The sequence below is a fragment of the Brevibacillus ruminantium genome (assembly GCF_023746555.1).
GTDB lineage: Bacteria > Bacillota > Bacilli > Brevibacillales > Brevibacillaceae > Brevibacillus > Brevibacillus ruminantium.
In genome coordinates, this window is record NZ_CP098755.1 from 3,204,370 (window position 1) to 3,228,063 (window position 23,694).

Below are 23,694 nucleotides of genomic sequence, written 5' to 3' on the forward strand. Positions count from 1 at the left end.
GTGTAAAGGCGAATTTTTAATAGGTTTAATTTATTTAATGTTCGTCTTTAGCTGATTCCAACCGAGCATTGCCACTCCAAAGGCATTGTCTCCTGAGTAAACGGGGTCACAGAAATACAGCTTTGCTTTTACCGCCGGGTGCTCCAGGCGCTTGATCAAGCGGTTCCGGATGTACTGATTGGCAGCTACTCCTCCTACGATGAGGATTTCTCTCGGAAGCTTTGCTTCCACCGCATGACGAAGCACTTTTTCCAGAGTACTGGCAATGCATTGTTCCGCAGCTCTGGCGATCTCGGACGGGGACGCGGACTTACTTTCAACGGCTCGGAGCAATGCTGCTTCCGGTCCGGAAAAGCTGAAGGTGAACTGCTGTACAGATGAAGAGACTCGAAACTCCCCGCTCGCCTGTCTCGCCAGCTCTTCCAGCTGCGGACCAGCCGGAAAAGACATTCCCAGCGCCACCCCGATCCGATCCACCAGTTGTCCCGCGTGAAGATCCTTTGTGCCGCCAATTTTCTCAATCCGGTATCCTTCGCTCACTCTCTCGCATACCAAAAGCTCGCTTGTTCCTCCCGACAGATGTACAGCGAGAAAACGATCAACATTGGGCCGCACAGTAGCTGTATGCTCTCCCGCAGCGATATGGCCCTCCTGATGGGTGGTCAGGAAGCAGGGAATTTTCATGTAGGCGGAAAGCGACTTGGCCAACCCTTCTCCTACTTTAAAAACTGGCATGTAAGAACCATCGACAGGACGTGGCTTTTCACTGGCACAGACCCCCGCGATGTCGTACGCCGTCCAATTCATTTCATCACTGAGCTCCGGAAGGTTCATCACATGCTGAAAGACGGCTTCGGATTGCTGCAGACCGCGCTTGCCTTCTTTTACACGAAGGAGTCGTTTTGCTTCTGCGACAATCTGGCCGTCTTCCGTTGCAAGGCACAACGATGTCCGGTAATTGCTCGTATCGATTCCCAACATTACCCTGGTCATGCTGCTTCACCCATCTTTACGCGTTTGCCGTCTGGCGATCTTTCAAATAGCTGGACAATACACCATTTATGTACCGATAAGATTGATCATCACTAAACAGCTTGGCGATTTCGATTGCTTCATTCAAAACGACCTTATCCGGAATCTCCTCGCCAAACATAATTTCAAAGAATGCCAAACGAAGGATGGCACGATCTACATTGGCGATACGATCCAACTGCCAGCCCCGAAGATATTTTTGGATCTCGGCGTCAATCCTCGGCATGCGTTCCAGAGCACCTTCCACCAAATAACGAAGATACGCCGGGTCCTCGTCGCTGTCTTCCATGACCAGCGTCAGAGCCGTTTCCATATCCACTTCCGCCATATCGATCTGAAACAAGCATTGGACTGCTTTTTCTCGTGCTGTTCTACGTTTCATACGTTCACCTACTCATAAAATTAGGGTCCTGCTCAGCCTAACGAAACTTTCCTGGCAAGATTCGGTCCAGAATTTCCCGTAAATCCTCTTTGTGATCCAGCTTGCGTCCGATGTAGTAGCCAGTTCCGACAAAGACGACAAACACAAGTGTATCCCAAAAACCGACGAGAAGGTAGATGATGCCGAAAAAAAGTCCGGCAGCTATACCAAGTAGTTTCCCCTTGTGTTCCCACAACAACTCCCATATCATGACACTCACCTACTATTCCACTCGTTTACGAGCCGCGTAATTCTCTTGCTGGGCCACTTCGGTCACGACAACTGCCACCTCAGAGATCACGACACCTGCGATACTCTCCACCTGCTCTTTGATATTTGCCTGCAGGCTTTGCGTCAATTCCGGGATCGGCGTTTCTCCATCTACCGAGACCCGAATGGTAATGGTGTTGCCACTTTCCAGAGCCCGAATTACTGTTTTCAAATCACGGACACCTTTCACTCTTCTGGCCGCCCGCTCAGCGATGGTCTGAATCGTTTGGAGCGTGATGTTTACCTCACCCAGATCACTTCGCTGACGAATCCCTTTTTCCGTTTTGGTTTTTTTGGAGCCACGGAAGGAACTGAAGAAAAATCGCAGGCTGACGATCAGGAAGATCACTGCCGTGATGACGTATGCAAGATTGAAGGGGCCGAGTAGCTGCTCTACGTACGGGCTTATGTATTCAGGGGGGATCAGTCCGCTCGACGCCCCGATGACGGCGATCGAGAGTACGATCAAGGCAAAGCTGTATAGTGTGAGGATAAAACGGTCAAACAAATTCACAAGCATCTCTCCTTTGAAGAGAATGATCAGACTGTCCGCGCGCACCCTCCTGCTCGAACACCTCGGGCAGGCAGCCTATCCGCATGCGGTGTAACCCTCTATGATGAGGAAAAATGCCCCCTGCGACATAGGGGGCATCAGTCGTTCACACGGACTAGCGCACGCGTTGAAAATCTTCCACGACAGCCGGTGCTTTTTCTTCTGGCTTCAACTCTACATCCACGATATGTACGTTTACTTCAACCACCGACAATCCTGTCATGCTTTCGATGGCATTGCGCACACTATCTTGAATATTTCGAGCGACATCCGGAATTCGGTGTCCGTATTTTACGATAATGGAAACATCAACTGCCGCTTCGCGGGAACCTACTTCTACACGAACGCCGCGAGCAATATTTTTACGGCCAAGCCGTTCCGCAATATCACCTACAAAACCGCCGCTCATGCTGGCTACGCCTTCTACTTCAGAGGCTGCCATACCAGCAATGACTTCCAGGACCTCGGGAGCGATTTGCACCTTTCCAAGCTCGGTTCTCTCTAAATCCGGTGTAAATTCTTCCACATTTCGCACCTCCCTATGGATTTGTATCCCATTATAACAAGCACTTCCCACTTTTACAAATCAGGCTTATGCCTCGGATTCGTCTAAATCAAGGTCGTGGATTTCCAAAAACTTGGTGTCAAAGTGGCCGCTTGCGAACACTTCGTGATCCAGTACTTTCAGATGGAACGGGATCGTCGTATGCACACCTTCCACGACGAATTCACCGAGGGCGCGTTTCATCCGCTCGATCGCTTCTTCCCGGTCCTTGCCCCAAACGATCAGTTTGGCAATCATCGAGTCGTAATAGGGAGGAATCACATAGCCCGTGTAAGCTGCGCTGTCCACCCTTACGCCAAATCCGCCAGGGGGCAGATAGGTCGTGATTTTTCCAGGGGAAGGCATGAAGTTCTTGGCCGCGTTTTCTGCGTTAATCCGGCATTCAATCGACCAGCCGTTCAGCTTGATCTCATCCTGTGTAAAGGAAAGCGGCAGACCCGCTGCTACTGTCAATTGTTCTTTGATCAAGTCAAAACCTGTTACCAGCTCCGTTACGGGATGCTCTACCTGGATGCGCGTATTCATCTCCATGAAGTAGAACTTTCCGTGCTTGTCGAGCAAAAACTCCACTGTTCCTGCGCCGTGGTAGTTCACCGCTTTGGCAGCAGCAACCGCTGCTTCCCCCATCTCCCGGCGAAGCTCTTCACTCAATGCTGGCGAGGGGGCTTCCTCGATCAGCTTTTGGTGACGGCGCTGAATGGAACAGTCGCGCTCCCCCAGATAGACAACGTTGCCATGCTTATCAGCCATGATTTGGATTTCCACATGGCGAGGGCCTTCCACAAATTTCTCCAGGTAGACACCGGGGTTGCCAAAAGCGGTTTTCGCTTCGCTCTGCGCTTGGCGAATCGCCTTTTCCAGATCTTCGTCGTTGACGGCGACACGCATGCCTCTACCACCGCCGCCTGCCGTTGCCTTAACCATCACCGGATAGCCGATTTCGTTTGCCGTTTGAACAGCATCAGCAATGTCTTCCACCAGTCCCTCTGTTCCGGGAACGGTTGGCACTCCTGCTGATTTCATCGTATCCTTGGCAGTCGACTTGTCGCCCATTTTGATGATCGCTTCCGGATCAGGGCCGATAAACGTGATGTTGCAGGCAGCACAGATCTCAGCGAAATCTGCGTTTTCCGCGAGAAAACCGTAGCCGGGATGGATCGCGTCTGCTCCAACCTTGGTTGCGATACTCATGATGTTGGCGATGTTCAGATAGCTCTCTTTGGATGCTGTCGGTCCGATGCAGTACGCTTCATCGGCCAATTTGACATGAAGCGCTTCGCGGTCAGCCTCGGAGTAGACAGCTACCGTACGAATGCCCAGCTCGCGGCAAGCGCGAATGACCCGCACTGCAATCTCGCCCCGATTGGCAATCAATACTTTTTGAAACATTACGCTCTCCCCCACCTTATTCTGGCTTCACCAAAAATAGCGGCTGGCCGTATTCCACCAACTGACCATCCTCTACAAGCACTTTCACAATTTCCCCGGTCACTTCTGCCTCGATTTCGTTGAACAGCTTCATCGCTTCAACGATACAAACAACCTTGCTCGCCGTTACCTTGTCGCCTGGTTGTACATATGCAGGTTTGCCAGGTTCAGGGGAGCGATAGAATGTTCCCACCATCGGGGAAACGATTTTGTGCAGATTTTCATCTTCTTGCACGGCTGCTGCTGCCGGCTTCGGCGCTTCAATCTGTACAGCAGGCGCTTCAACCACCGGAGCTTGTACAACTACAGGAGCTGCTGCCGGAGCGGAAGCTGCCACAGGAGCTTGCGCAACTGGCTGGGAAACCGCTACCGTTTCGGCAACGGACTTTTTCATCGTCAGCTTTGCTCCGTCAATTTCCAGCTTGAATTCATCAATGGAAGACTGATCAATCAACTTAATCATTTCGCGGATTTCATGAATTTTGAACACACGTAAGCACTCCTTCATTTCGAAAGATTACCAGGGAGTATAACCGGTATGTATCGAGGCCATAGACTCATCGTAGCTTGTCACCTTCACAACGTCAAGAAAGGATTTCCCCTCATTTCTCGTGTTAATGGAGGGGAAACCCTTACCAGCATGCCCTTTTTACGTGCTCTTTAGTACCTGATCAGGACGCTTTAAATTGTACCGTCACATGATTTGCAGGAACATTGAGATGCTGTTTGACATTGGAGATGATATCTACGGCTTCTTCTGCGCTCAGTTTCTCTTTTTGGACGATGACTGTCACTTTGTCGTTTTGCGCAAAGACCACCGCATCCTTGTAACCGCTGGCTTTCAGCATTTCTTCTGCGGCCATCGTAGCACTCTCGAGATTGGAGAGCTCTTCGTATTTCGACTTCGCCTCCGCGACTGCTTGCGGAGTGGCATCAGGACTGCCCATAATAGTGAGCTGCTCATCCTTTTGCTGCTGTGTCTGCGCCTCACGCTTCATCTTGTAACCGGTAAAAATTTCGCTCGGGGTATCTGTGAGCGTCAATGTCTCCTTGGCTGTGCTCTCCGGCAATACAGCAGAATCGGTCTGAGATCCCTTGCCTTCGACGGCGGCTGCATCAGGTGCTGGTTTATCTGTCTCTTTGCTCTCAACCACGACTCCCGCAAGCGGGTCAGGCTGCTGCAGCTGCTCCTGTCCCAACGCCGGAACCTGGTTCTCTGGCCCCTTGATCAGGTAATAGCCTGAGAGAACCACCATGACAGCCAGCATTGTCAATAACCATACTGTTTGCTTGCGAAGCATCATTTTTCATGACCTCCTAACCTTTTTTGGGTAATATCGAAATTTTGTAGGCAGGCACATCCAAAACTTTCTGTACGGCTTCCGTAATCCACGCCTTGACCTGGATATTGTCGGCACCTTTGGCGACGACGAGAACCCCCCGTACTTTTGGCTTCAACGTTTTCAAAACAACGGGCTGGTCCTGTTTTCCGCCCTGTACCACTACTACCTGTTCGTCCCGGGATTGGTCATTCTGGTTGCGCGTAGCCCGCTTTTCGTCCGTCTCCTGATTTGTGGAGGAGCGGATATTGCGATTCTTTTCTACGACGAGCTCGGGTGTTGAATCCAGGTTCACCATCACTTCGACGCCGCCCACTCCCACCACGCTGGCCAATATCTCTTTCAGCTGTGTTTCATACATATTTTCGTACTCCCGGATGATATCGGGGGGGCTTGCTCCCCCCATCACCGGCACGGTCTGTTTTTCACCCGGCGGTCCCGTCTCGTTGCCGCTGCCCACTCCGAAGCCTAGAGGCTGATCACGCTCGACCCGAAAAAAATCGGTCAAAATCATGATCGCCATACCGATTCCCAATATGACGATAAAATAGTGAATCGGCTTCATTTTTTTGTTATCGGAATGGCTACCCAACCATTGCTTCAGCTTCCCCAACACCCTTGTTCACCTCGCTTGGACAACTCCTGCTCATTTTATTGCTTCTCCCCTCCGTTTTCTTCTCGCGACACTAGTACCCGGTCCGCCTCAATCCCCCACTGTTCGGCTACATCACTGGCGATTCGTCTGGAGAGAGGATCTTTTGTCTGTGCGGTCACGGGCCTGTCGCTCGCAGTCTCAGCACTCCGGCTGTCGATTTCGATGCGTACGGGTTCGATCGGCTTGATCACAGCCGTGTCCGCTTCACTTCTCCTCTCAGTGCCTAAGCTGATCTCGATGCGCTCCAGCTTTGTCTCGGCTGACTCTCCCTCGGTGAAGATTACCTTGATCGCGGCTGCCTCTACACCGTAATGTTCTTTGAGCCTGGTCCGAATCGAAGCTTCCACCTGACTGTGAACGTACGCACTGATTTGTCTGTCTTGCTGGCCGGCCAGCTTTTCGGCAATTCGCTTCCACTCGGCGTCAGACGGCCGGTTCATCTCTTGCTGATACTGGTCCAATTTCAGCGCCAAATCATCCTGGGACAGCTGAAACAGAGCGAAAACCGGAGAGATAATCGTCATCAGGATAATCAATCCCATCACCATCTTGACGTATCGCTGCAGACTCGTATTCGGCAATACCAGGTCCAGAAACGCGGCCAAAAGCACGAGTAAAATAATCTTTTTTAGCCAAAGCGTTAGCCAAGTCATCTCTTCACCTACCGGACCATCATCGAGATATTCCCTGCGGCTATGATGATCGTGATGGCCAAGAAGAACATCAGGCCGACCGTAGCCAAAGCAGCGAACACAAACAGGAGATTCTTCCCAATCGCCCCGAGGGCGGCGATAATCGGACTGTTGCCGAGAGGCTGTAGTGCCGCCGAGGAAAGATTGTAGATCAACGCTAGTACGAGAATTTTCATCGCCGGGAAAGCGCACAGCAGCAGCAGAATCAGAACACCTGCCAATCCCACTGCATTTTTGACCAGAAGGGAAGCATTGAGCACCGTGTCTGCCGCGTCTGAAAACATCCTGCCTACGATCGGTACGAAATTTCCGGTAATGTATTTGGCTGTCCGCAGGGTAACGCCATCTGTAACAGCTGAAGTCGCTCCCTGAATCGAAATGATGGCCAAAAATATCGTCAGAAAGGAACCGAGTGCGCCCATCGCGATATTGCGCAGCAGAGAAGCAAGCTGTGTCACCTGATACCGTTCGGAAAAGAGACTGGCAATCGACAGCATTGCCGACAGAAACAGCAGAGGGAAGATGACATAGGAGATCAGGATTCCGCTGGTATTGATCAGAAAGATGATCAACGGATGGAACATAGTAGCTGAGGCCAGATTGCCCACTGATGCAAGCAGAGCAATCACCAAAGGGATCATCGCGAGCATGAAATCTGACATACTTGCGATCGCGTCTTTGGCGTAGGAGATCGCCACGTGAAAGCTGTTAATCGCCAGAACCATCAGCACCAGATAGGCGATGGAGTAGGCGACAGTCGTGACGGTGTTTCGCTCGAAGGCATTTTGCATGGTCTCCAAAATCATGGCAAATACCGTGATAATGATGATGGAGCTGAGCAGCTTGCCATTCATCAGGATTTCGTGGAAAACAAATTTTCCGAGCCCCTTTAAAAAACCAGTCAAACTGAACTCTCCCTGCTGAAAGACGAGCTGTAAAAAGCCCGGGGATTTCACATCAGGCAGATATCCTTTGTAATCACGCTGCAGTTCAACCCAAAATTTTTCTACCCTGTCTACATGTAAATCCTCTACCTGCTGCTTGATCAGGTTTTCGACCAAGGGGGGAGCCGGTGTCTCGGCAGCTTTGAGTGATTCAGTTGGTACGAATACAAGAAATAGGAAGAAGAAAAGAAACCAGCCCGCACGAGTCATTTTCACCCCTCCTTCCCCTACGCAGGCAACAGGTCAATGACCGTTTCAATAATGATCTGGATGATCGGGACTGCCATGACCAGGATCAGCACTTTTCCGGCCAGTTCGATCTTGGAGGCGATCGCCCCTTGTCCGGCATCCCTGGTCATTTGTGCCCCAAATTCGGCAATATATGCAATTCCGATGATTTTCAATATCGTCTCCAGAAAGACCAGATTGAGATCGGCATGAACAGCCAGTTTTTCCAAAATGCGGATGACTTCCGCTATCTTTCCGATCAGGAAGTAAAAAATGACAACGCCGCTCGCGACGGCCAGCAGATAGGCAAACATCGGTTTTTGTTCTTTGATGACCAGCGCGAGAATCGTAGCCACCAGACCCAGACCGACGATTTGAATGATTTCCAATCGTCCTCCCTCCTTAATTGAACAGGAAGACGCGTTTTACTTCAGAAAACAGGTCGGCAACAAAATGGGATACCATGTACAGGACGATGATAAAACCCACCAGCGTCGCCCAGTGTGCAATGTCCTCCTTGCCAGCCTGCTTCAGAACCGTGTGCAGAATGGCTGTTATGAACCCCACCGCTCCGATCTGAAAAACAGGTGTCAAATCAAAATCCACAGTGAACACCTCGCCTTTAGAACATCAGGATGACGACCAACAGCCCGCACAGAAAGCCGAGGCTTTTGTACATCTTTTCGTACCGGTTCTGTTCCGCCCGGGCCTCCTCTTCCAGCCCGCGCAGGTGAGTTACAGCCAGACGCAAATGCTTTTGCTGGTCCTCTCTGTCTGACGAGCCGAGCACTTGCCCCAGGCTTTTTAAAACATCGCGCTCCTGCTTCTTGAGTGCCGTGGAAGACCAATGCGTTTGGATGCCGATACCCAGCGCTTCTTCTACGTTTTGTGCTTTTTCCTCTTGAAGACTGCCCGCTGCCGTGTGAAAAATCTGGCCCACTTCCGCTGGAATGCGATCGCCTACTTTCATCAATGCGCGATACAAAGGGGTCAAGCCGTAAACGATTTCGGTCTCCAGCATTTGTAGTCCAACCAGCAGCGCCCTTAACTGAACAGGTCGAAATGCATAGAACCGCCCGATCTGCCAACCGACCATAGAGGCGGAAAAGAGGATCAGCACAGCCCCAATCAGCTTGACCATGCGGCTTCCTCCCTTCGGACGAGCTTTAGATTCTGATCGTAAATCCCGTGAATCGTACCGACACCTCTGCTTCGATCGAGCAAGATATAGCGGGAAAACACACCGCTTTGCATCAGCTTTCCCAACGCCGGACGCCGTGCTGCCTCCTCGATCTGGGAACCGTGGGCAGAGCAGATAACAGAAACCCCGGCATGGATCGCTTCCCATACCGCCTCGCCGTCCTCCGGCCTGCCCACTTCATCCACAATCAGGACATCCGGTGACATGGACCGGATCATCATCATCATTCCTTCCGCCTTGGGGCACGCGTCAAGTACATCCGTACGGGGGCCGACATCCCGCTGCGGGACGCCATTCAAGCAACCGGCAAGCTCCGAACGCTCGTCCACAATCCCTACTTTGCGGCTGGAGCACCACTCATTGCCATAGCTGACATAGCGGGCGATATCCCGCAATAGAGTGGTTTTCCCGCCTTGGGGTGGGGAGATGAGCAAGGTGTTGTGGACGCGCCCTTTGTCGAACAGGTAGGGCAACACCTTTTGTGCTACTCCCTTTTTCTCGCGAGCGATCCGGATGTTGAAGCTGGTTACATCCCGTATCCCTTTGACCGTCCCCTTGTCCAGCACGACCTTTCCTGCGATACCGATCCGATGCCCTCCCGTAACGGTAATGTAGCCACGTTTCAATTCTTCCTCCAGCGTGTACAGCGAGTGCTGGCTGATCAGGTTCAACAGTTTGACCGCTTGCTCCTCAGGAAAAGGCCATCCTTGCCGCGCATTGGCAGTAAGCTGTCCCGTCGCAGAAACGTAGCTGGATTGCTGTCCGTACCTTATTTCCAGCGGCTGATTTTGCCGTAGGCGTATTTCCTCCAATTGCTCTCTGACGGCGGAGGGTAATGCAGTCAGAATGCTGCGGACGGTCCCCGGCAAAATCGCCAAAATTTCCTTCACGGCATATCCCCCCTCGTGGTCCGCGCTTTGAGCCTTTGTCCACGTCGACTTACCTCCATCCTATGCAGGGCTGGACGAGTATTATGCCAAGAAAACGAAGTCGCGACCAGCGTGTTCGTAATATCCCAGATGGCAACGGGAAATCGCCAAAAACAAAGGAGTTTCAGACAAATAAAAGCCTGAACCCCTTTCCGCGCACCTGTCGGGCAAATCATGCCTCCACAAGCTGTCGGATCAGGTTCAGGCAAAATATCGGTTGTGAGACCAAAGTCAGGTCGGATTGATTGGCTCGCGTGTATCCTGAGGCATAGGCTCGATGACGTAATGGTGATACCCTTCGTCGTCCTCCCCCTCCTGGAAGTAGAGGATCTCATGGCAGGACGGGCATTCAATTTCGTAGGAAGCAATGATCTGATCATGGGGATCCAGTTCATAAATCGTTCCTTCCTCATCATCCTGCTCCACATACTCGTCATTGCAGTCGTCGGCGATTTCATACAGGTCGTCTTCATCACCGAATAGATAGAGCTCTACATCATCCAGGTCGTCATCGATCGCCTCTACGTAATCTTCGGTTTCTTCGATACGGGCATGGATTTCACGGAACTGCCCGTACATCTCGTCCAGAACCTCGATCACCTCCGACAGGATTTTTCCTTCCTTGCTGCCTTCTGACACATCCATACCATCAACCAATCCACGCAAATAAGAAATTCGATTCGCCAAAGATTCCAGCACGAGAACCCCTCCTCTTGTCGTATACTTCTGCTATTGTTCCCGATAGTGGGAGAGGTTACTTGCACTATCTTGTAGCCGTCATTTTCGAACTCCGACGAAAATACAGACGATACCGAGAAAAATCCACATGATTTTGGCAAAGCTGATCCGATCAGACATGCCGATGAGGCCGATTGTCGTCGTAGAAAGCAGTACCAGTGGACCGACCATTGCCAGACCGGAATTGATCAACAGCGCTTTTTCAATTTCGTTGACCTTCAAAATAAACAGAGCTGCCAGCACTTCGAGGCTCCCCGACATGATCCTCAGTGCCGCCATCCCCACAATCGCTTTTTCCAACATCGCTCCTCGTCCTCCTCTCTCTCTACTCTATGCTCGTCCGTATGGAATTCAGCACTGCCGCTGGGCAATCGCCTACAGGCAGTTGGCTCACTCCCAGACGGAGCCGCACATAGACTGTAAGCAAACGCCTAGAAGAAATGAGGAAACTGCCATGATTAACAGCGATCTTCCCCTCTGGCCCAAGGAATGGACTGACCCGTCCCGCAGCAGGCAGGAGAAGCCGCGTACCACCGGCCTTACCATGGTGATCGATAAAGGCATCGGCCGCTCCGCTTTCTGTGACTTGATGGAGCTGGCAGCCCCCTACATGGACATCTACAAGCTGGGCTTCGGCACTTCGGCTCTCTATCCACGAAAATTTCTGCAGCAAAAAGTGGAGGAAGCAAAAGAATGGAATCTTCATGTTATGCCAGGCGGGACATTCTTTGAAATTGCCCATTGTCAATCCACGGTAGAATCCTATTTGAAGGAGATAAAGACAATTGGTTTCAACGCCGTAGAAATCTCTGACGGCACCTTTCCCATGTCTCCCGACTTCAGAAGACGGGCAATCTATACCGCAGCGGCTGCCGGTCTCATCGTGTATTCGGAATTCGGCAAAAAAGCTACGGATTTTCGCGCGGAACGTGAGGAGCTTTTGAACACGCTGGAATCTGATCTGGAGTCAGGCGCAAGCTATGTCATCGTGGAAGCGAGAGAGAGTGGTACCGTCGGCGTCTTCGATAGAACCGGAAAAGTGGAGCTTGAATTTTTGAAGGACATTCACGTGGCCGCTGGCTCCCAGGCGAATCGACTGATTTGGGAGGCACCTCAAAAGGAACAGCAGGTCGCCCTGATTCGAATACTGGGTGTTGATGTGAATCTGGGGAACATCGCCAGCACAGATGTACTCGCTGTGGAAACCTTGCGAAGGGGGTTGAGAGGGGATACTGCTGCCATGTTTGCAGAAAGGGGGACAGCAGCGTGCGAATAGAGGTCGTGCCTACCGTTGAGGAAATTCGGCATGAGCATATTAGTAATCGCGTCGTCATCGTCATTGATGTTTTGCGGGCATCCAGCTCCATTGTCACCGCTCTTGCGTCAGGTTTTGATGCCGTGATACCCGTCGAGACGATCGGCCAAGCGCTTGCCCTGCGAATGAGCGGGAATTTTCTCGCTGGTGAAAGACACTGCCGGAAGATCGCTGATTTTGATTACAATAACTCGCCCACTCAGCTTGCATCTCACCAACAAAAAGGAGGGAAACTGATTCTCACGACGACCAATGGTACTCGTGCGATCCAAAAAGCCGAGCGGGCATCCTCGCTTTTCATTGGTTGTTTTCTCAATGCCCGTGCCTGCGTCCAGCACGCCTTGGCCCAGCATCTCGATGTCACCTTGTACTGTGCCGGAACCCGTTCCGAGTTTGCCCTGGAGGATGGTCTTGCCGCTGGTTTGATGATCGATATCGCCACGGCAGAGCAACCTGAAATCCAGCTTTGCGATCTGGGCAAATCTATGCATGCAAGCTATCTGTATTTATCCAACCGCTTGCCGGAGCTTCTTTCGAACACCACGACAGGAAAAAGATTGGTTCAGCATCAATTTCACGACGATCTAGCTTTCTGTGCCCAAATTGATCAGTATCCCTTGGTTCCGATTGTAAAGGAGAGACGCATACTCCCCCACCTTGTCTCATAAAGTGGAACAAGACTGGATGTGGACAGGGGTTTTGATGCCGATGGTATCTGGGGAAATCATGCTTGTCATCTTGATCGTCATAGGGCTTATCGGTCGATCGCCCATTATCGCAACGGCTGCCAGCATCCTGCTTGTCTTAAAGTTGACTGCACTGGAGCGACTGTTTCCGGTAGTGGAGCGGCGCGGTCTTGAGCTGGGACTGCTCTTCCTGACAATATCAGTGCTTGTACCGTTCGCCAGCGAAAAGATCTCCTGGCGTGACATTACTCCTTTATTTACAACCGTGATCGGTATGATGGCGCTTGCTGGTGGCGCGATCGCGACCTGGATGAATGGCAAGGGACTTGATCTGCTGCGCACAGAGCCTTCCATCATCGTCGGACTTGTGATCGGGTCCATCATTGGCATTGTCTTTTTGCGCGGGATTCCTGTCGGCCCGTTGATGGCTGCCGGCATTACCGCTTTTGTCCTGAAGCTCTGGGAATGGTTCGGCGGCCGTTGAGGTCCGCGCATCGCGCCATGAACAAAAAAGCTGTACCCTCTTCAGGTACAGCTTTCTTTTTTGTGCGACCTACCGTATTTTCCCCAACTACGCGCGGGAAACGTATGCCTCGGAACGGGTATCGATGATCAGCTTGTCTCCTTGTTCTACGAAAAGCGGTACGTTCACCACGAAACCTGTTTCCAGGGTTGCTTTTTTCGTTACGTTGGAGGCTGTATCTCCTTTTACACCCGGCTCGCATTCGGTTACCGTCAGTTCAACGGTGTTTGGCAATTGAACTCCAAGTGTTTCGCCATTGTACTGCATGATTTGCACGTTCATGTTTTCCTTCAGGAAGTTCAGCTCGCGCTCGATCTGTTTGCTGGTAAACGTGAGCTGCTCATACGTTTCCGTGTTCATGAAGGTGTGCTCATCCCCGCTTGCATACAGGTACTGCATGGTAGATGTCTCAATACGGGCAGGGTTTACTTTTTCACCGCCGCGGAATGTCATCTCAGTCGTGTTGCCACTGCGAAGGTTGCGCAGTTTGGAACGAACAAAAGCTGCACCCTTCCCTGGCTTTACGTGCTGGAATTCGAGCACCTGAAAAATATCGCCATCTACTTCGATGGTTAAGCCGGTACGAAAATCGTTAACAGAGATCATGTTAGTCCTCCCAAATCAACAAATAACACAAATAGTATAAATTAGACGGGCAAAATGAGCAACTCTTTCGTCGACTGGGTCAACACCTCGTGACCGTCCGCCGTAATCAGAACGTCGTCTTCTATCCGCACCCCGCCGATTCCGCTTAAATAGATACCGGGTTCCATCGTCACGACCATACCTGGCTCCAAGATAAACGGACTGACCGTCGAAAGATTCGGCAGTTCGTGCACATCCATGCCGAGCCCATGGCCTGCACTATGTCCATACGCTTCGCCATAACCCGCTGCCGAGATGATATCACGCGTAACAGCATCCGCCTCTTTGCCGGAAATCCCCGGGCGCAGGACCTCCACACCGGCGATTTGCGCTTTCAGCACAATCTCGTAGATTTCCTTCATCTTGGCACTGGGCTCTCCGACGGAGACGGTGCGTGTGATATCGGAGTTGTATCCTTGGAATTGAGCGCCAAAATCGAGAGTAATCATCTCGCCTGCTTTGATAATTTTATCACTGGCTCGTCCATGTGGCAGTGCCCCTCGTGGACCTGAGGCAGCAATGATGTCAAAGCCTACACCGGTAGCCCCCTGCTTTCTCATAAAGAATTCCAGTTCTAGCGCCACATCCGCTTCACTTACCCCTGGCTTGATGTAACCGAGAATATGCTGAAAAGCATCATCAGCTATTTTCACAGCCTGCTTGATGATCTCGACCTCGGATGCGTCCTTGTACATGCGCAGTTTTTCCATGAACCCGCTGGTTGGCATCAGTTCGACTCCTTCGAATGCCTCTTTCCATGTGGAATATGTACTGAATGACAAGCTGCCCTCAAACGCCAGGCGCTTCACACCTGCCTCTTTCAATACATTGGCAATCGCTTCCACTGCTTTTCGCTCATTGTTCACCACTGTGAAAAGCGGGCACTGTTCTTTTGCCTGGTCGATATAACGGAAATCCGTGACCAGGTAGGCATCTTTTTGCGTTACAATGACCCAACCGGTTGAACCGGTAAATCCGCTCAAATAACGACGATTTACTTCCGATTCCGTAATCAGTGCATCCGCACCAATCTGATCCAAGGCATCACGCAATTTGTCCAAACGATTCATCGAGACCTCTCCCTTTCTTCGTCAATCTCCTATTTTCTGGTTTCTCTGTCACTTCTTGATTTTATTCACGAGTGAGCGCAGCGCCCATTCATAGCCGTCGATTCCCAAGCCGACAATCTGTCCGATTACTACAGGGGCGATGACAGAATGGTGGCGGAATGATTCACGCGCATGGACATTGGAAATATGAACCTCAATCGTCGGCAGCTCTACGGCAGCAATCGCATCTCGCAGTGCATAACTGTAATGTGTAAACGCCCCGGGATTGATGATGATGCCTTGATGTACCCCTTTGGCCCGATGAATGGCATCAATCAGATCACCCTCATGATTGGATTGACAATGCTCCAGATCCCCGTCCCATTCTTCCATGACTTTTTCCAGGCGTTTGACAACATCTTGCAGTGTTTCATGACCGTACACCTCTGGTTCTCGTTTCCCCAACAAATTCAGGTTTGGTCCATTTAACAACAGGACGGATATCATGGATTATTCCTCCCTTATGGCAAACACGTTTTGCCTCTTTGTAAAAAAGATTTTACTAAAGAGTAATTTTACCATATGGGCAAAGGAATTGAACAGCATCATGCTTGATCGTGCTGCTCCAATGTGACGGTCATACCCACGAACAGCCCGTAGGAAAGATACCAGCCGATTTCTGTGCTCAGCGTAGACTGATCCCAGTTCCCCATGCGAAAAAAGAAGCCGGCCACGACCAGCAGCATCAGCCCGTAAAGTAATCCGCTCCACCAGATTCGACTTCGCTTGAAAAGCACAGAGTAGAGGAAGACAGCTAGCAAGCTTTCAAAAAAAAGCATCAAAGCTCCCAGCCAGATGGCTGGCCAGGAATCCTCGTGTACCGCTCCAAGCATAGGCCGGGCATATGCCCCCAAGCCGTATGGTGTAAAATTCAAGAGATGCGCGAGCGAACGGGCAATGACTCCCCAGAAGACTGTCCCCCAGAAAGCAACCTCTACCATCTTGACAAAAGGGAACGCCTTCGCCTTTCCGGCTGAATCGACCCCAACCTGCTCTCTTTCCTCTGTTTCGTTTCTGTCCCTATACCCTCTTGTCTTTGTCATGCTCATCCGATATCACCCCGTTCGTAGTATGCGCAAAACCTGCTGCTTTCACTAATGGGGCCCGAATAACCGGTTAACGGAACTGCCAGTAGCCTGCAAGCTTCGTTTCCGTTAGAATATGAGGTAAGGATGGTGATAGGATTGGCGCAACAAAACGTACCCAGTTACGGCGGTCAAGCCGTCATAGAAGGCGTAATGTTCGGCGGTAAGCAAGTTACCGTGACGGCCATTCGCAGAAAAAGTCAGGAGATCGAATACTTCGAAGCGCCGCGGACAGAATTTCCATGGGTGAGGGCTTTAAAAAAGATCCCTTTTATCCGGGGTCTCGTGGGCTTGATTGAAGCGAGCGCCAATGGAGCCAAGCACCTGAATTTTGCCTCTGATCGATACAGCCTAGAATCCGACGAGGAAGTATCTGCGGGTCCATCACGAATGCAAATGATTTTTGGCGTGGCCGTCGTGGGCATCTTGTCGTTCCTATTCGGCAAGTTTGTCTTCACACTCGTCCCTGTTTTCCTCGCCAAGTTTTTATTGGGGAACTGGGTGCCCGATGGAATTGCCCAAAACCTTGCTGAAGGTGTCATCAAGCTGATCCTTCTTTTGGGGTATATCATGGCAATTGCCCAGGCCCCTATCATCAAGAGGTTGTTTCAGTACCACGGAGCAGAGCATAAGGTGATTAACGCCTATGAATCCGGGGTAGACTTAACGGTAGAGAATGTGCAAAAATTTTCCACCCTGCATTACCGTTGCGGAAGCAGCTTCTTGATCTTTACAGTGATTATTGGCGTTGTGATTTATTCGTTGTTTACCTATGATACCCTTTGGGATCGGGTGGTCCAACGAATTGTACTGCTGCCGGTTGTCATCGGGGTCTCGTATGAGTTCCTGCAATGGACAAATAAATTGCGGGACACGCCTGTACTTCGGTACTTGGGGTATCCGGGCTTGTGGCTGCAAAAAATTACCACACGGGAACCGGATGACAGTCAAGTGGAAGTAGCGATTGCGGCTTTCGAAAAGATGCGTACACGCGATACCGAGATGAATAAGCAAGGACTGGTTACTACCGGATGAGCATTTTGAAAATGATGAGGTGAGGCGCTTATGTTTCCCCGTATACCCCCAGTCGTCCAGATCATCTTGTTGCTTGCTGTTTTCGGCTTTTTGTTTCGACTTTACAACAATCCGCTAAACATGCTGGTGATCATCGGGCTGTCTGTCCTGGTTTTCGTTCTGGTTCGGAACTATCTGAGAAAGGGAACGTTTTTTTCTGGCGCTGGAAAGCAAAAAACAACGAAGCCAAAAGCATCGCCCCAACGTGCTCCGTTGAAAAAGCAGCCCCAGCAAGCCCGAAAAAATCACCCCTTCCGGGTCATTGAAGGAAGCAAGGGAAAAACGAAGGAAAATAACGGCGACCATGACCCTCACAACCATATTTCTCAATAATGCACAAACAAAAAAACAGGCTGCCTACACAAGGTTGCCTGTTTTTTCTGTGGATGGCGGGTTCTTGCGAAAAACTTCGATATACTGATCAAAGTTCCATTGCTCCATAAAACGCGTAGCCGACTGAACCCCTGATTCAAACAGACGATTGCGCAGGTCAGGGGAAAGCTGAAACTGAGTCGTCCTGACGCCCAGCGTATTTAGAAAAATAGTGCGGACAGCATGGGCCCGATCCACGTACAGACGATCATGCGCATCCAGCATGGTCACAATAAGCTGTCTGGTAAATGAATAAAGCCCTCTGATCCGATACGCTTCCCGCTCAACTTTGTTGTCATGCAGACGAAAGCCAATCGTCGGCCAACGGGGAATGCCGGGGACGTCAAATAGCCACACGGGATAATTGCTCAAAAGCGCCCCATCCACGATATAATGCCAAACTCCTTCTCTCATGATCTTCGCAGGCTGAAAAAAGTAGGGGATCGAAGAAGACATCCGAACAGCGCGAGCAACCGAAAAACGTTCCGGAATGTAATCAAAATGAACGAGGTCATCCGGCAGTATCAGCATTTTTCCCGAAGTGATATCCGATGCGATGATTCGCAGTTTATCCTGGGGCAAATCGCCAAAGGTGCGAATTCCTTTTTTTCGCAGCAGTTCTTCGATGAAGCATTCCAAGCGGTCAGTCCGGTAGATTCCTTCCCGAAAAAACAGCTCATACAGAGGACCGACCACGGGGAGGCGTCCCATGCCTCTTCGTTCCAAAAACAGCAGGTAATCCAGCTTTTCAAAAATAGGGCGCAGCTCCTTGCTCTTATATCCCGCGCTGACCAGTGCTGCCACGATCGCTCCCGCCGAAGTCCCGGCTACTCTTTGCCACTCAAATCCATGCTTCTCCATGACCTCCAGTGCCCCGACAAAGGCGATTCCCTTTACTCCGCCTCCCTCAAACACAGCATCAGCCTTCATATCCCCACCCCCTCCTGCTGCTGATGATTCTCAGTATCCATATATAGCTGAAGAGCTTGTGCATTACGACAAAAAAACGCAAGCCCGAAGGCCTGCGTTTTTGTCATGCTGCTACTCTTCTTCTTTTTGCTCCTCTTCCATTTGGATTCGGCGCAAGTCTGCCACACGCTGTGGATCTTCCTGAAAATAGCGGACCAGATACTCAAAGCAGGAGATGGATTCCCAGCTCAGATGATGCTCGATCCCCTCAACATCCTGGTAAATATGCTCCTCGTCTACCCCAATCAAGCGCATGAACTCCTCAAGGAGACTATGGCGATCGACGAGTCTTTTGCCTATTTTTTTGCCTTTCGGGGTGAGAACGAGGCCCCGATATTTCTCGTAGACGAGATACTTGTCTTTATCCAGCTTTTGAACCATTTTCGTAACCGATGAGGGATGTACCTCCAACGCTTCCGCAATATCGGAGACACGAGCGTAACCTTTTTCCTCAATTAAGCTGTAAATACGTTCCAAATAGTCTTCCATGCTGGGAGTTGGCATATGTATCCCTCGTTTCAAAACGGTATTTCGACAAGCTCCAAAAAAAGCATGTAGCACTATCATACCGTGGATCGAGGCAGGGTTGCAAGGGAAACATGTCTAGTTTACCGGTTTGGCTCCTTTCATTATGTCAATGGTGTGCACCAGTTGCATTCCCAGCATTTCGACACGCTCCTGGAGGCGGGCATCCTTCAGCTTTCCATCGCTGTCAAAAGCGCTGTAGGCAGTTGGGACACTCGGGCTTGATGGCAGCGCCCAGGCATGCAGATTTCGCATGATCAGATGCAGAGTGTTTACTGTGTTGGTCGCTCCCAAGCTGCCTGCGGCTACACCCAGAACTGCGACAGGTTTGTCTTTCAATTGTCTTGCGGAAAGAAAATCAAGTGCATTTTTCAAAGCCCCACTGATCGTTCCGTGGTATTCAGGGGAAGCAATGATCAAACCATCTGCCTCGGAAATTTTGTTCACAAATTGGTGCACGATGGAAGGATAGGTGGTTTCATCATCTCGTACATCATAAATAGGCATAGGCCATTCAGCCAAATGGATCAGTTCGACCTGGGCACCTGCTTTTCGAGCGGAATCCAGCGCGATTTTCACTGCTTTTTTTGTGGTAGAGTCGGGGTTCATGCTTCCCGCAATTCCGATGATTTTCATAAAATGTTCACCTCTTCTGCATACATTGCTGCTTGGTAATAGTATACCTCCTTCTCTATATATAGTAAACAAAAATGTTTATTTACCCTGATCCTGTTCTGAACAAGCCCCTCCCCCTCATACACTTGTACCAAGGTTGGATAAAGGATGATGATTGATGGACAGAGGCTCCTGGCGAATTGCGGTTCTGTTTGCAGCAGCAGCGTTGGGTGGAACGTATCTGGTAGGATCTGAAGTGCTGCGCTTTTTTGCCTATTTCGGCTTTTGGGGAATACTGGGGATTCTGTTGGTCAGTGCTGGACTTGGTTGGTTGGGAATCCGGCTCTTTACTCTCAGCCACGAGCACGGATTTCGATCGCTGCATGATTTATTGTGTTACTGGTTCGGTGAAAAAATTGCACCTGGCCTTTCTGTTCTTCTTCAACTGTTATTGCTCGCATACATCGGCACTTCAATAGGCGGTGCCACCTCGTTACTTCTGGACGGCAGCTTCAAATTACTGCTCGCTCTCGTCCCTTTCCTGATCGCTTGTGTTTTCCTGCGGCATGGGTGGCCCGCTATGCTTCGCGGACTTTCCGCATTTTTGGTGATTGGCCTTCTGCTTATTGCCACAGCTTTTTTTGAACAGCCGCACATCACCATACCCTCTCTCGGGTACCAGTTGAACTTGCAATGGATGCTTCATGCTGCATTTTATTTCGCGTTGCACTTTTTACTCATCCTGATCACTTGTCTGCCGCTCGCTTCGCGGGCATCCCGTGTGCAATCCATTCATTTCGGCGTCATCGTGGGCTGTTTACTTTTCTTCCTTATCGGTGTATGGACACAAGGTGTACTGCTCGGATACTGGCATGAGATTCACTCTACTGACATTCCCCTGCAAATAGTACTCATCTCCGCCCTACCCTTTGGCAAATGGATTCACAGTCTGGCTGTACTCGGACATGGGGGCCTGATACTCGCTGTGTGGATATACGCGTTGGCCACCCCAGTTGCTGTTCGTTACGATATCCGCTTATCAGCTCTCTTCGTGGTCATGATGATAACGACAGCCCTTTTCTCCGTACTAACTGCCCTTCTCCCCGTCACCGGATACATCGTCGCGATTGCCCTCACCTATTGTGCTCTGTTTTTGGTTATCTCTTTTGTCTGGAAGCTACAAAAACCTCAAAGCCCTGGGCGGTAAATCATCCAGGGCTTCTTTCTTTATAGGAGGGATGCGCTGCTTCCGCGTCCATTCATGTGAACGAATCGCTCTACTGCTTCTCCATGGTTTGAACCATGTTCAACACGATGCGGACTGCCTGTACAACCGGTTCTTTCCCGTCTGTTAAAGCTCCCGCCGATTCTTTGGCATTGGTCTTTTGCCCTTCGATCAGAACCGCATTTGGCAAGCTGTTCTGCTTGAACAACTCCAGTCGTCTTTCTTCTTCTGCCGGCACCGTAGCTGCCAGGGCCACTCCCTCCTTTGCCAGCATGTCTGCTGTTTGATTGCGGTCTCCTGCGTATGTATAGACGGCAAGCGAGTTGCTTTGCTGGTCAAGCTTATCCAGATAGATCACGGCAGACATCTTTTCTTTTTCCGCTTTGGTCAGGTTGCCCAGATAATCTCGCAATCCTCGCTCGCCCTCTGCCCCTGCCCCCAGACTGACAAAACGCACCTCGAGACTGCCTGGGAGGGAAGCCAGTAGTCGCGCTGTCTCCAGTAAGGCAGCTACCCCCGATGCATCCTTTGCTTGCGGTGTTCCCGGCTGCGCGTCATGATGCGCGACGATCAGCGCGATCTTCGCTGCATTTCCTTGATTGGACTCTCGTACAGCGCTGAGGTTATATGATGTTTTTTTGATGATTGACCCCCCGGATACTTTGAGCTTCGCTGTCAGCTTTCCCCCCTGTTTCAGCCGCTCTTTAAGCTGCATTCCCTCCTGCTGGGAGATAGCCAAGACAGGCACTGCCATATCCAGCGGACCTCCGAGTGAGAGCCGAGCTGAATTTGCTGATTGGATCAGAATGACGCCTTTGGCATTTGTCGCGGCAGCGTACCTGATTTTTTCTCCTGCTGGCATGCCTCCCTCGCTGATTAAGAGGAGCTTTCCTTCTACCGCTTTGGTTGCAAAGTCCTGGACCGTGTCGGTCCCGGCATCGAGGATTTCCCCTTCGGCTTCTCCATTCGGGCCGAACTCAACTTTTTTCGGAGACCATTTCCCTGCTTCCGGCCCTATTTGCAAAGAAAGCTGGGTGGGATCATGATAGACGTAATAAGAAAAGGGGTGGAGGGTCGTGTGATATCCGTAAATTCGCAGCCACTCCTCTATGTACACCACTGCGCGAAATTCTGACTCTGTTGCCGGGGGGCGGGGATTTGCGCTCAGCTTTTCCATATGCTCCTGTAAGCGCTCACGGTCTGCCGCTTCTCCAGCAGCGAGTCCCGGATTGTTTGACAAAAGCAAGAGCAAGCTCCATGCAATCGCAAGGCTGCTAAAAACTCTCTTCCTTGTTTTCATCACATCACGTTCTCTCCTCTCGCCAGCTTCTTTTTATTATGAGAGGGAAAACAAGATTACGTCTAGTCAGAATAGTGCGTCAAATAGAGCTATGCCACGTCAGTTGACGACAGCATCTTTCGCTGAGCTGACACGTTTCCCGTCCTTTCATTTTCAAATTGACCCTTGACTCCGTATTTGTTAATGTGGATGCATACCATTACTCTTTCACTGGAACCAGTAAATACTCCCTTTTTCAGTCAAGAGGTTTCATCGTGAAAGACATTCTATATGTGTAATCGGAGGAGGATTTACATGCTTTACGTGGATGGCAAATGGGTGGAAGCTGACGAGCTTTCTGTTCATCCGGAAGATCGCGGCTACAATTTTGGAGACGGAATTTACGAAGTAGTCCGTATTTACAAAGGAAACATATACCAGTGGGAAGGACATTTGACGAGACTGATCCGCAGTGCTCGGGAAATCCAACTGGAACTGCCTTGGACCGCTGAGGAATTATCAACAATTGCTCATGAATTGCTGGCTAAAAACAACATTACCTCCGATGACGATGCTACCTTGTACATACAGGTTACTCGCGGTATCGCTCCACGCGTGCATGATATCCCGAGCAATATCCGTCCAGTCATCATGGGCTTTGTGCGTCGCAAGGAACGCCCTCTCGCCGATATGAAAAAGGGAATTACTGCGCAAATCATCGAAGATATCCGCTGGCTTCGTTGCGATATCAAAACCCTCAACCTGCTGGGTGCGGTACTGGTGAAGCAGTATGCCAAAGACGCCGGTGCCCAGGACTCCATTTTGCACCGAAACGGTATCGTTACGGAATGCAGCGCTGCCAATCTTTTCGTCGTGAAAGACAACGAGCTCTATACGCATCCTGCCAATCACCTGATCCTCAACGGTATCACCCGTCTGGATGTCATTGCATTGGCGAAGTCCAACGGCTTCACTGTACATGAAGAACCCTTTACCGTAGATTTCCTCAAACAAGCGGATGAGGTCTTCAGTACGGGTACGACAGTTGAAGTGATGCCGATTATTTCGGTGGATGGGCAAGCCGTGGGTACGGGTCAGATTGGACCTGTTGTGAAAAAACTGCAGGAATTGTTCGAAGAGAACATCATCAAAACCGTGCTTGTCTAGTTTTGTTTATATACCTTGGAAATAAGAGAAGCTCTCTGGGAGATAATCCTGGAGAGCTTCCTTCTTTCATTTTATGTCTCTTGTTACTTCGCCCGATGCTTTGTACCCC

Annotated in this window: 32 protein-coding genes; 7 read left to right on the plus strand and 25 right to left on the minus strand. The window is 50.6% G+C overall.

Annotated features, from left to right (window positions below; translation table 11 throughout):
- Positions 1 to 30 precede the first annotated feature (30 nt).
- The 17 genes from NDK47_RS15810 to NDK47_RS15890 form a co-directional block, all read right to left on the minus strand.
- Positions 31 to 993 (minus strand): Kae1-like domain-containing protein, encoded by a 963-nt coding sequence (locus tag NDK47_RS15810; RefSeq protein ID WP_251870720.1) that lies wholly within the window; start codon positions 991 to 993, stop codon positions 31 to 33.
- Between the two features lie 16 nt (positions 994 to 1,009).
- On the minus strand, positions 1,010 to 1,414 hold the full coding sequence (gene nusB / locus NDK47_RS15815) for a transcription antitermination factor NusB (RefSeq protein WP_251870721.1): 405 nt from the start codon (positions 1,412 to 1,414) through the stop codon (positions 1,010 to 1,012).
- A 37-nt stretch (positions 1,415 to 1,451) separates the two neighbouring features.
- Positions 1,452 to 1,664: a DUF2273 domain-containing protein gene (locus tag NDK47_RS15820; protein ID WP_251870722.1), complete on the minus strand. Its 213-nt coding sequence runs from the start codon at positions 1,662 to 1,664 to the stop codon at positions 1,452 to 1,454.
- A 12-nt stretch (positions 1,665 to 1,676) separates the two neighbouring features.
- Positions 1,677 to 2,237, minus strand: a complete 561-nt coding sequence (gene amaP / locus NDK47_RS15825; RefSeq protein WP_251870723.1) for an alkaline shock response membrane anchor protein AmaP — start codon at positions 2,235 to 2,237, stop codon at positions 1,677 to 1,679.
- A 154-nt stretch (positions 2,238 to 2,391) separates the two neighbouring features.
- Positions 2,392 to 2,802 carry an Asp23/Gls24 family envelope stress response protein gene (locus NDK47_RS15830; protein WP_251870724.1) on the minus strand — a complete coding sequence of 137 codons (411 nt, stop codon included), beginning with the start codon at positions 2,800 to 2,802 and terminating at the stop codon, positions 2,392 to 2,394.
- A gap of 66 nt (positions 2,803 to 2,868) precedes the next feature.
- On the minus strand, positions 2,869 to 4,230 hold the full coding sequence (accC, locus tag NDK47_RS15835; protein ID WP_251870725.1) for an acetyl-CoA carboxylase biotin carboxylase subunit: 1,362 nt from the start codon (positions 4,228 to 4,230) through the stop codon (positions 2,869 to 2,871).
- 16 nt (positions 4,231 to 4,246) lie between these two features.
- Positions 4,247 to 4,759: an acetyl-CoA carboxylase biotin carboxyl carrier protein gene (accB, locus tag NDK47_RS15840; protein ID WP_251870726.1), complete on the minus strand. Its 513-nt coding sequence runs from the start codon at positions 4,757 to 4,759 to the stop codon at positions 4,247 to 4,249.
- Positions 4,760 to 4,940: 181 nt separating this feature from the next.
- Positions 4,941 to 5,573: a SpoIIIAH-like family protein gene (locus NDK47_RS15845; protein WP_251870727.1), complete on the minus strand. Its 633-nt coding sequence runs from the start codon at positions 5,571 to 5,573 to the stop codon at positions 4,941 to 4,943.
- A gap of 13 nt (positions 5,574 to 5,586) precedes the next feature.
- A complete protein-coding gene (gene spoIIIAG / locus NDK47_RS15850) occupies positions 5,587 to 6,225 on the minus strand; it encodes a stage III sporulation protein AG (RefSeq protein WP_251870728.1) in 639 nt (212 codons plus the stop codon).
- Between the two features lie 35 nt (positions 6,226 to 6,260).
- On the minus strand, positions 6,261 to 6,917 hold the full coding sequence (spoIIIAF, locus tag NDK47_RS15855) for a stage III sporulation protein AF (protein WP_251870729.1): 657 nt from the start codon (positions 6,915 to 6,917) through the stop codon (positions 6,261 to 6,263).
- Positions 6,918 to 6,925: 8 nt separating this feature from the next.
- The gene (spoIIIAE, locus tag NDK47_RS15860; RefSeq protein WP_251870730.1) at positions 6,926 to 8,110 is read right to left on the minus strand and encodes a stage III sporulation protein AE; all 1,185 of its coding nucleotides are present in this window, start codon (positions 8,108 to 8,110) and stop codon (positions 6,926 to 6,928) included.
- A gap of 17 nt (positions 8,111 to 8,127) precedes the next feature.
- Positions 8,128 to 8,517, minus strand: a complete 390-nt coding sequence (gene spoIIIAD, locus NDK47_RS15865; RefSeq protein WP_251870731.1) for a stage III sporulation protein AD — start codon at positions 8,515 to 8,517, stop codon at positions 8,128 to 8,130.
- A 13-nt stretch (positions 8,518 to 8,530) separates the two neighbouring features.
- A complete protein-coding gene (gene spoIIIAC, locus NDK47_RS15870; RefSeq protein ID WP_198826534.1) occupies positions 8,531 to 8,734 on the minus strand; it encodes a stage III sporulation protein AC in 204 nt (67 codons plus the stop codon).
- A gap of 16 nt (positions 8,735 to 8,750) precedes the next feature.
- A complete protein-coding gene (gene spoIIIAB / locus NDK47_RS15875; protein WP_251870732.1) occupies positions 8,751 to 9,269 on the minus strand; it encodes a stage III sporulation protein SpoIIIAB in 519 nt (172 codons plus the stop codon).
- Positions 9,257 to 10,219 (minus strand): stage III sporulation protein AA, encoded by a 963-nt coding sequence (gene spoIIIAA / locus NDK47_RS15880; RefSeq protein ID WP_251870733.1) that lies wholly within the window; start codon positions 10,217 to 10,219, stop codon positions 9,257 to 9,259. Before spoIIIAA ends, spoIIIAB begins: the two co-directional genes overlap by 13 nt.
- Before the next feature lie 270 nt (positions 10,220 to 10,489).
- The gene (locus NDK47_RS15885) at positions 10,490 to 10,957 is read right to left on the minus strand and encodes a CD1247 N-terminal domain-containing protein (protein WP_251870734.1); all 468 of its coding nucleotides are present in this window, start codon (positions 10,955 to 10,957) and stop codon (positions 10,490 to 10,492) included.
- Positions 10,958 to 11,035: 78 nt separating this feature from the next.
- Positions 11,036 to 11,299, minus strand: a complete 264-nt coding sequence (locus NDK47_RS15890) for a YqhV family protein (protein WP_251870735.1) — start codon at positions 11,297 to 11,299, stop codon at positions 11,036 to 11,038.
- Between the two features lie 151 nt (positions 11,300 to 11,450).
- Between NDK47_RS15890 and comA the strand changes: the two genes are divergently transcribed.
- Genes comA through NDK47_RS15905 form a run of 3 tightly spaced genes read left to right on the plus strand, consistent with a single transcriptional unit; the run spans position 11,451 to position 13,481 of the window.
- Positions 11,451 to 12,272: a phosphosulfolactate synthase gene (comA, locus tag NDK47_RS15895; protein ID WP_251870736.1), complete on the plus strand. Its 822-nt coding sequence runs from the start codon at positions 11,451 to 11,453 to the stop codon at positions 12,270 to 12,272.
- A complete protein-coding gene (locus NDK47_RS15900) occupies positions 12,263 to 12,979 on the plus strand; it encodes a 2-phosphosulfolactate phosphatase (protein ID WP_251870737.1) in 717 nt (238 codons plus the stop codon). Before comA ends, NDK47_RS15900 begins: the two co-directional genes overlap by 10 nt.
- 40 nt (positions 12,980 to 13,019) lie before the next feature.
- Positions 13,020 to 13,481, plus strand: a complete 462-nt coding sequence (locus NDK47_RS15905; RefSeq protein WP_003387283.1) for a DUF441 domain-containing protein — start codon at positions 13,020 to 13,022, stop codon at positions 13,479 to 13,481.
- A gap of 87 nt (positions 13,482 to 13,568) precedes the next feature.
- Here the strand turns inward: NDK47_RS15905 and efp are convergent, their stop codons facing one another.
- The 4 genes from efp to NDK47_RS15925 form a co-directional block, all read right to left on the minus strand.
- Positions 13,569 to 14,126, minus strand: a complete 558-nt coding sequence (efp, locus tag NDK47_RS15910; RefSeq protein ID WP_251870738.1) for an elongation factor P — start codon at positions 14,124 to 14,126, stop codon at positions 13,569 to 13,571.
- A 41-nt stretch (positions 14,127 to 14,167) separates the two neighbouring features.
- Positions 14,168 to 15,235 (minus strand): M24 family metallopeptidase, encoded by a 1,068-nt coding sequence (locus tag NDK47_RS15915; RefSeq protein WP_251870739.1) that lies wholly within the window; start codon positions 15,233 to 15,235, stop codon positions 14,168 to 14,170.
- Between the two features lie 48 nt (positions 15,236 to 15,283).
- A complete protein-coding gene (gene aroQ / locus NDK47_RS15920) occupies positions 15,284 to 15,721 on the minus strand; it encodes a type II 3-dehydroquinate dehydratase (protein WP_251870740.1) in 438 nt (145 codons plus the stop codon).
- Between the two features lie 98 nt (positions 15,722 to 15,819).
- Positions 15,820 to 16,323, minus strand: coding sequence for a YqhR family membrane protein (locus tag NDK47_RS15925; protein ID WP_251870741.1), 504 nt, complete (start codon positions 16,321 to 16,323; stop codon positions 15,820 to 15,822).
- 123 nt (positions 16,324 to 16,446) lie between these two features.
- Between NDK47_RS15925 and NDK47_RS15930 the strand changes: the two genes are divergently transcribed.
- Entirely contained in the window at positions 16,447 to 17,394 is a 948-nt protein-coding gene (locus NDK47_RS15930) for a DUF1385 domain-containing protein (protein WP_407653307.1), read from the plus strand.
- A 30-nt stretch (positions 17,395 to 17,424) separates the two neighbouring features.
- Complete coding sequence (locus NDK47_RS15935; protein ID WP_251870743.1) at positions 17,425 to 17,766, plus strand: hypothetical protein; 342 nt, start codon at positions 17,425 to 17,427, stop codon at positions 17,764 to 17,766.
- A 24-nt stretch (positions 17,767 to 17,790) separates the two neighbouring features.
- Here the strand turns inward: NDK47_RS15935 and NDK47_RS15940 are convergent, their stop codons facing one another.
- The 3 genes from NDK47_RS15940 to NDK47_RS15950 all read right to left on the minus strand — a co-directional run bounded on the left by NDK47_RS15940 (position 17,791) and on the right by NDK47_RS15950 (position 19,935).
- Complete coding sequence (locus tag NDK47_RS15940; RefSeq protein ID WP_251870744.1) at positions 17,791 to 18,735, minus strand: patatin-like phospholipase family protein; 945 nt, start codon at positions 18,733 to 18,735, stop codon at positions 17,791 to 17,793.
- Between the two features lie 111 nt (positions 18,736 to 18,846).
- The gene (gene mntR / locus NDK47_RS15945; RefSeq protein WP_251870745.1) at positions 18,847 to 19,278 is read right to left on the minus strand and encodes a transcriptional regulator MntR; all 432 of its coding nucleotides are present in this window, start codon (positions 19,276 to 19,278) and stop codon (positions 18,847 to 18,849) included.
- 99 nt (positions 19,279 to 19,377) lie between these two features.
- The gene (locus NDK47_RS15950; RefSeq protein ID WP_251870746.1) at positions 19,378 to 19,935 is read right to left on the minus strand and encodes an NADPH-dependent FMN reductase; all 558 of its coding nucleotides are present in this window, start codon (positions 19,933 to 19,935) and stop codon (positions 19,378 to 19,380) included.
- Positions 19,936 to 20,092: 157 nt separating this feature from the next.
- On the opposite strand from NDK47_RS15950, the gene NDK47_RS15955 reads away from it, so the two are divergent.
- Positions 20,093 to 21,121 (plus strand): hypothetical protein, encoded by a 1,029-nt coding sequence (locus tag NDK47_RS15955; RefSeq protein WP_251870747.1) that lies wholly within the window; start codon positions 20,093 to 20,095, stop codon positions 21,119 to 21,121.
- A gap of 70 nt (positions 21,122 to 21,191) precedes the next feature.
- On the opposite strand, the gene NDK47_RS15960 is transcribed toward NDK47_RS15955, so the two are convergent.
- Positions 21,192 to 22,439, minus strand: a complete 1,248-nt coding sequence (locus NDK47_RS15960) for a M28 family peptidase (RefSeq protein ID WP_251870748.1) — start codon at positions 22,437 to 22,439, stop codon at positions 21,192 to 21,194.
- Positions 22,440 to 22,733: 294 nt separating this feature from the next.
- Between NDK47_RS15960 and dat the strand changes: the two genes are divergently transcribed.
- Positions 22,734 to 23,585 (plus strand): D-amino-acid transaminase, encoded by an 852-nt coding sequence (dat, locus tag NDK47_RS15965; RefSeq protein WP_251870749.1) that lies wholly within the window; start codon positions 22,734 to 22,736, stop codon positions 23,583 to 23,585.
- The last annotated feature ends 109 nt before the right edge of the window (positions 23,586 to 23,694 follow it).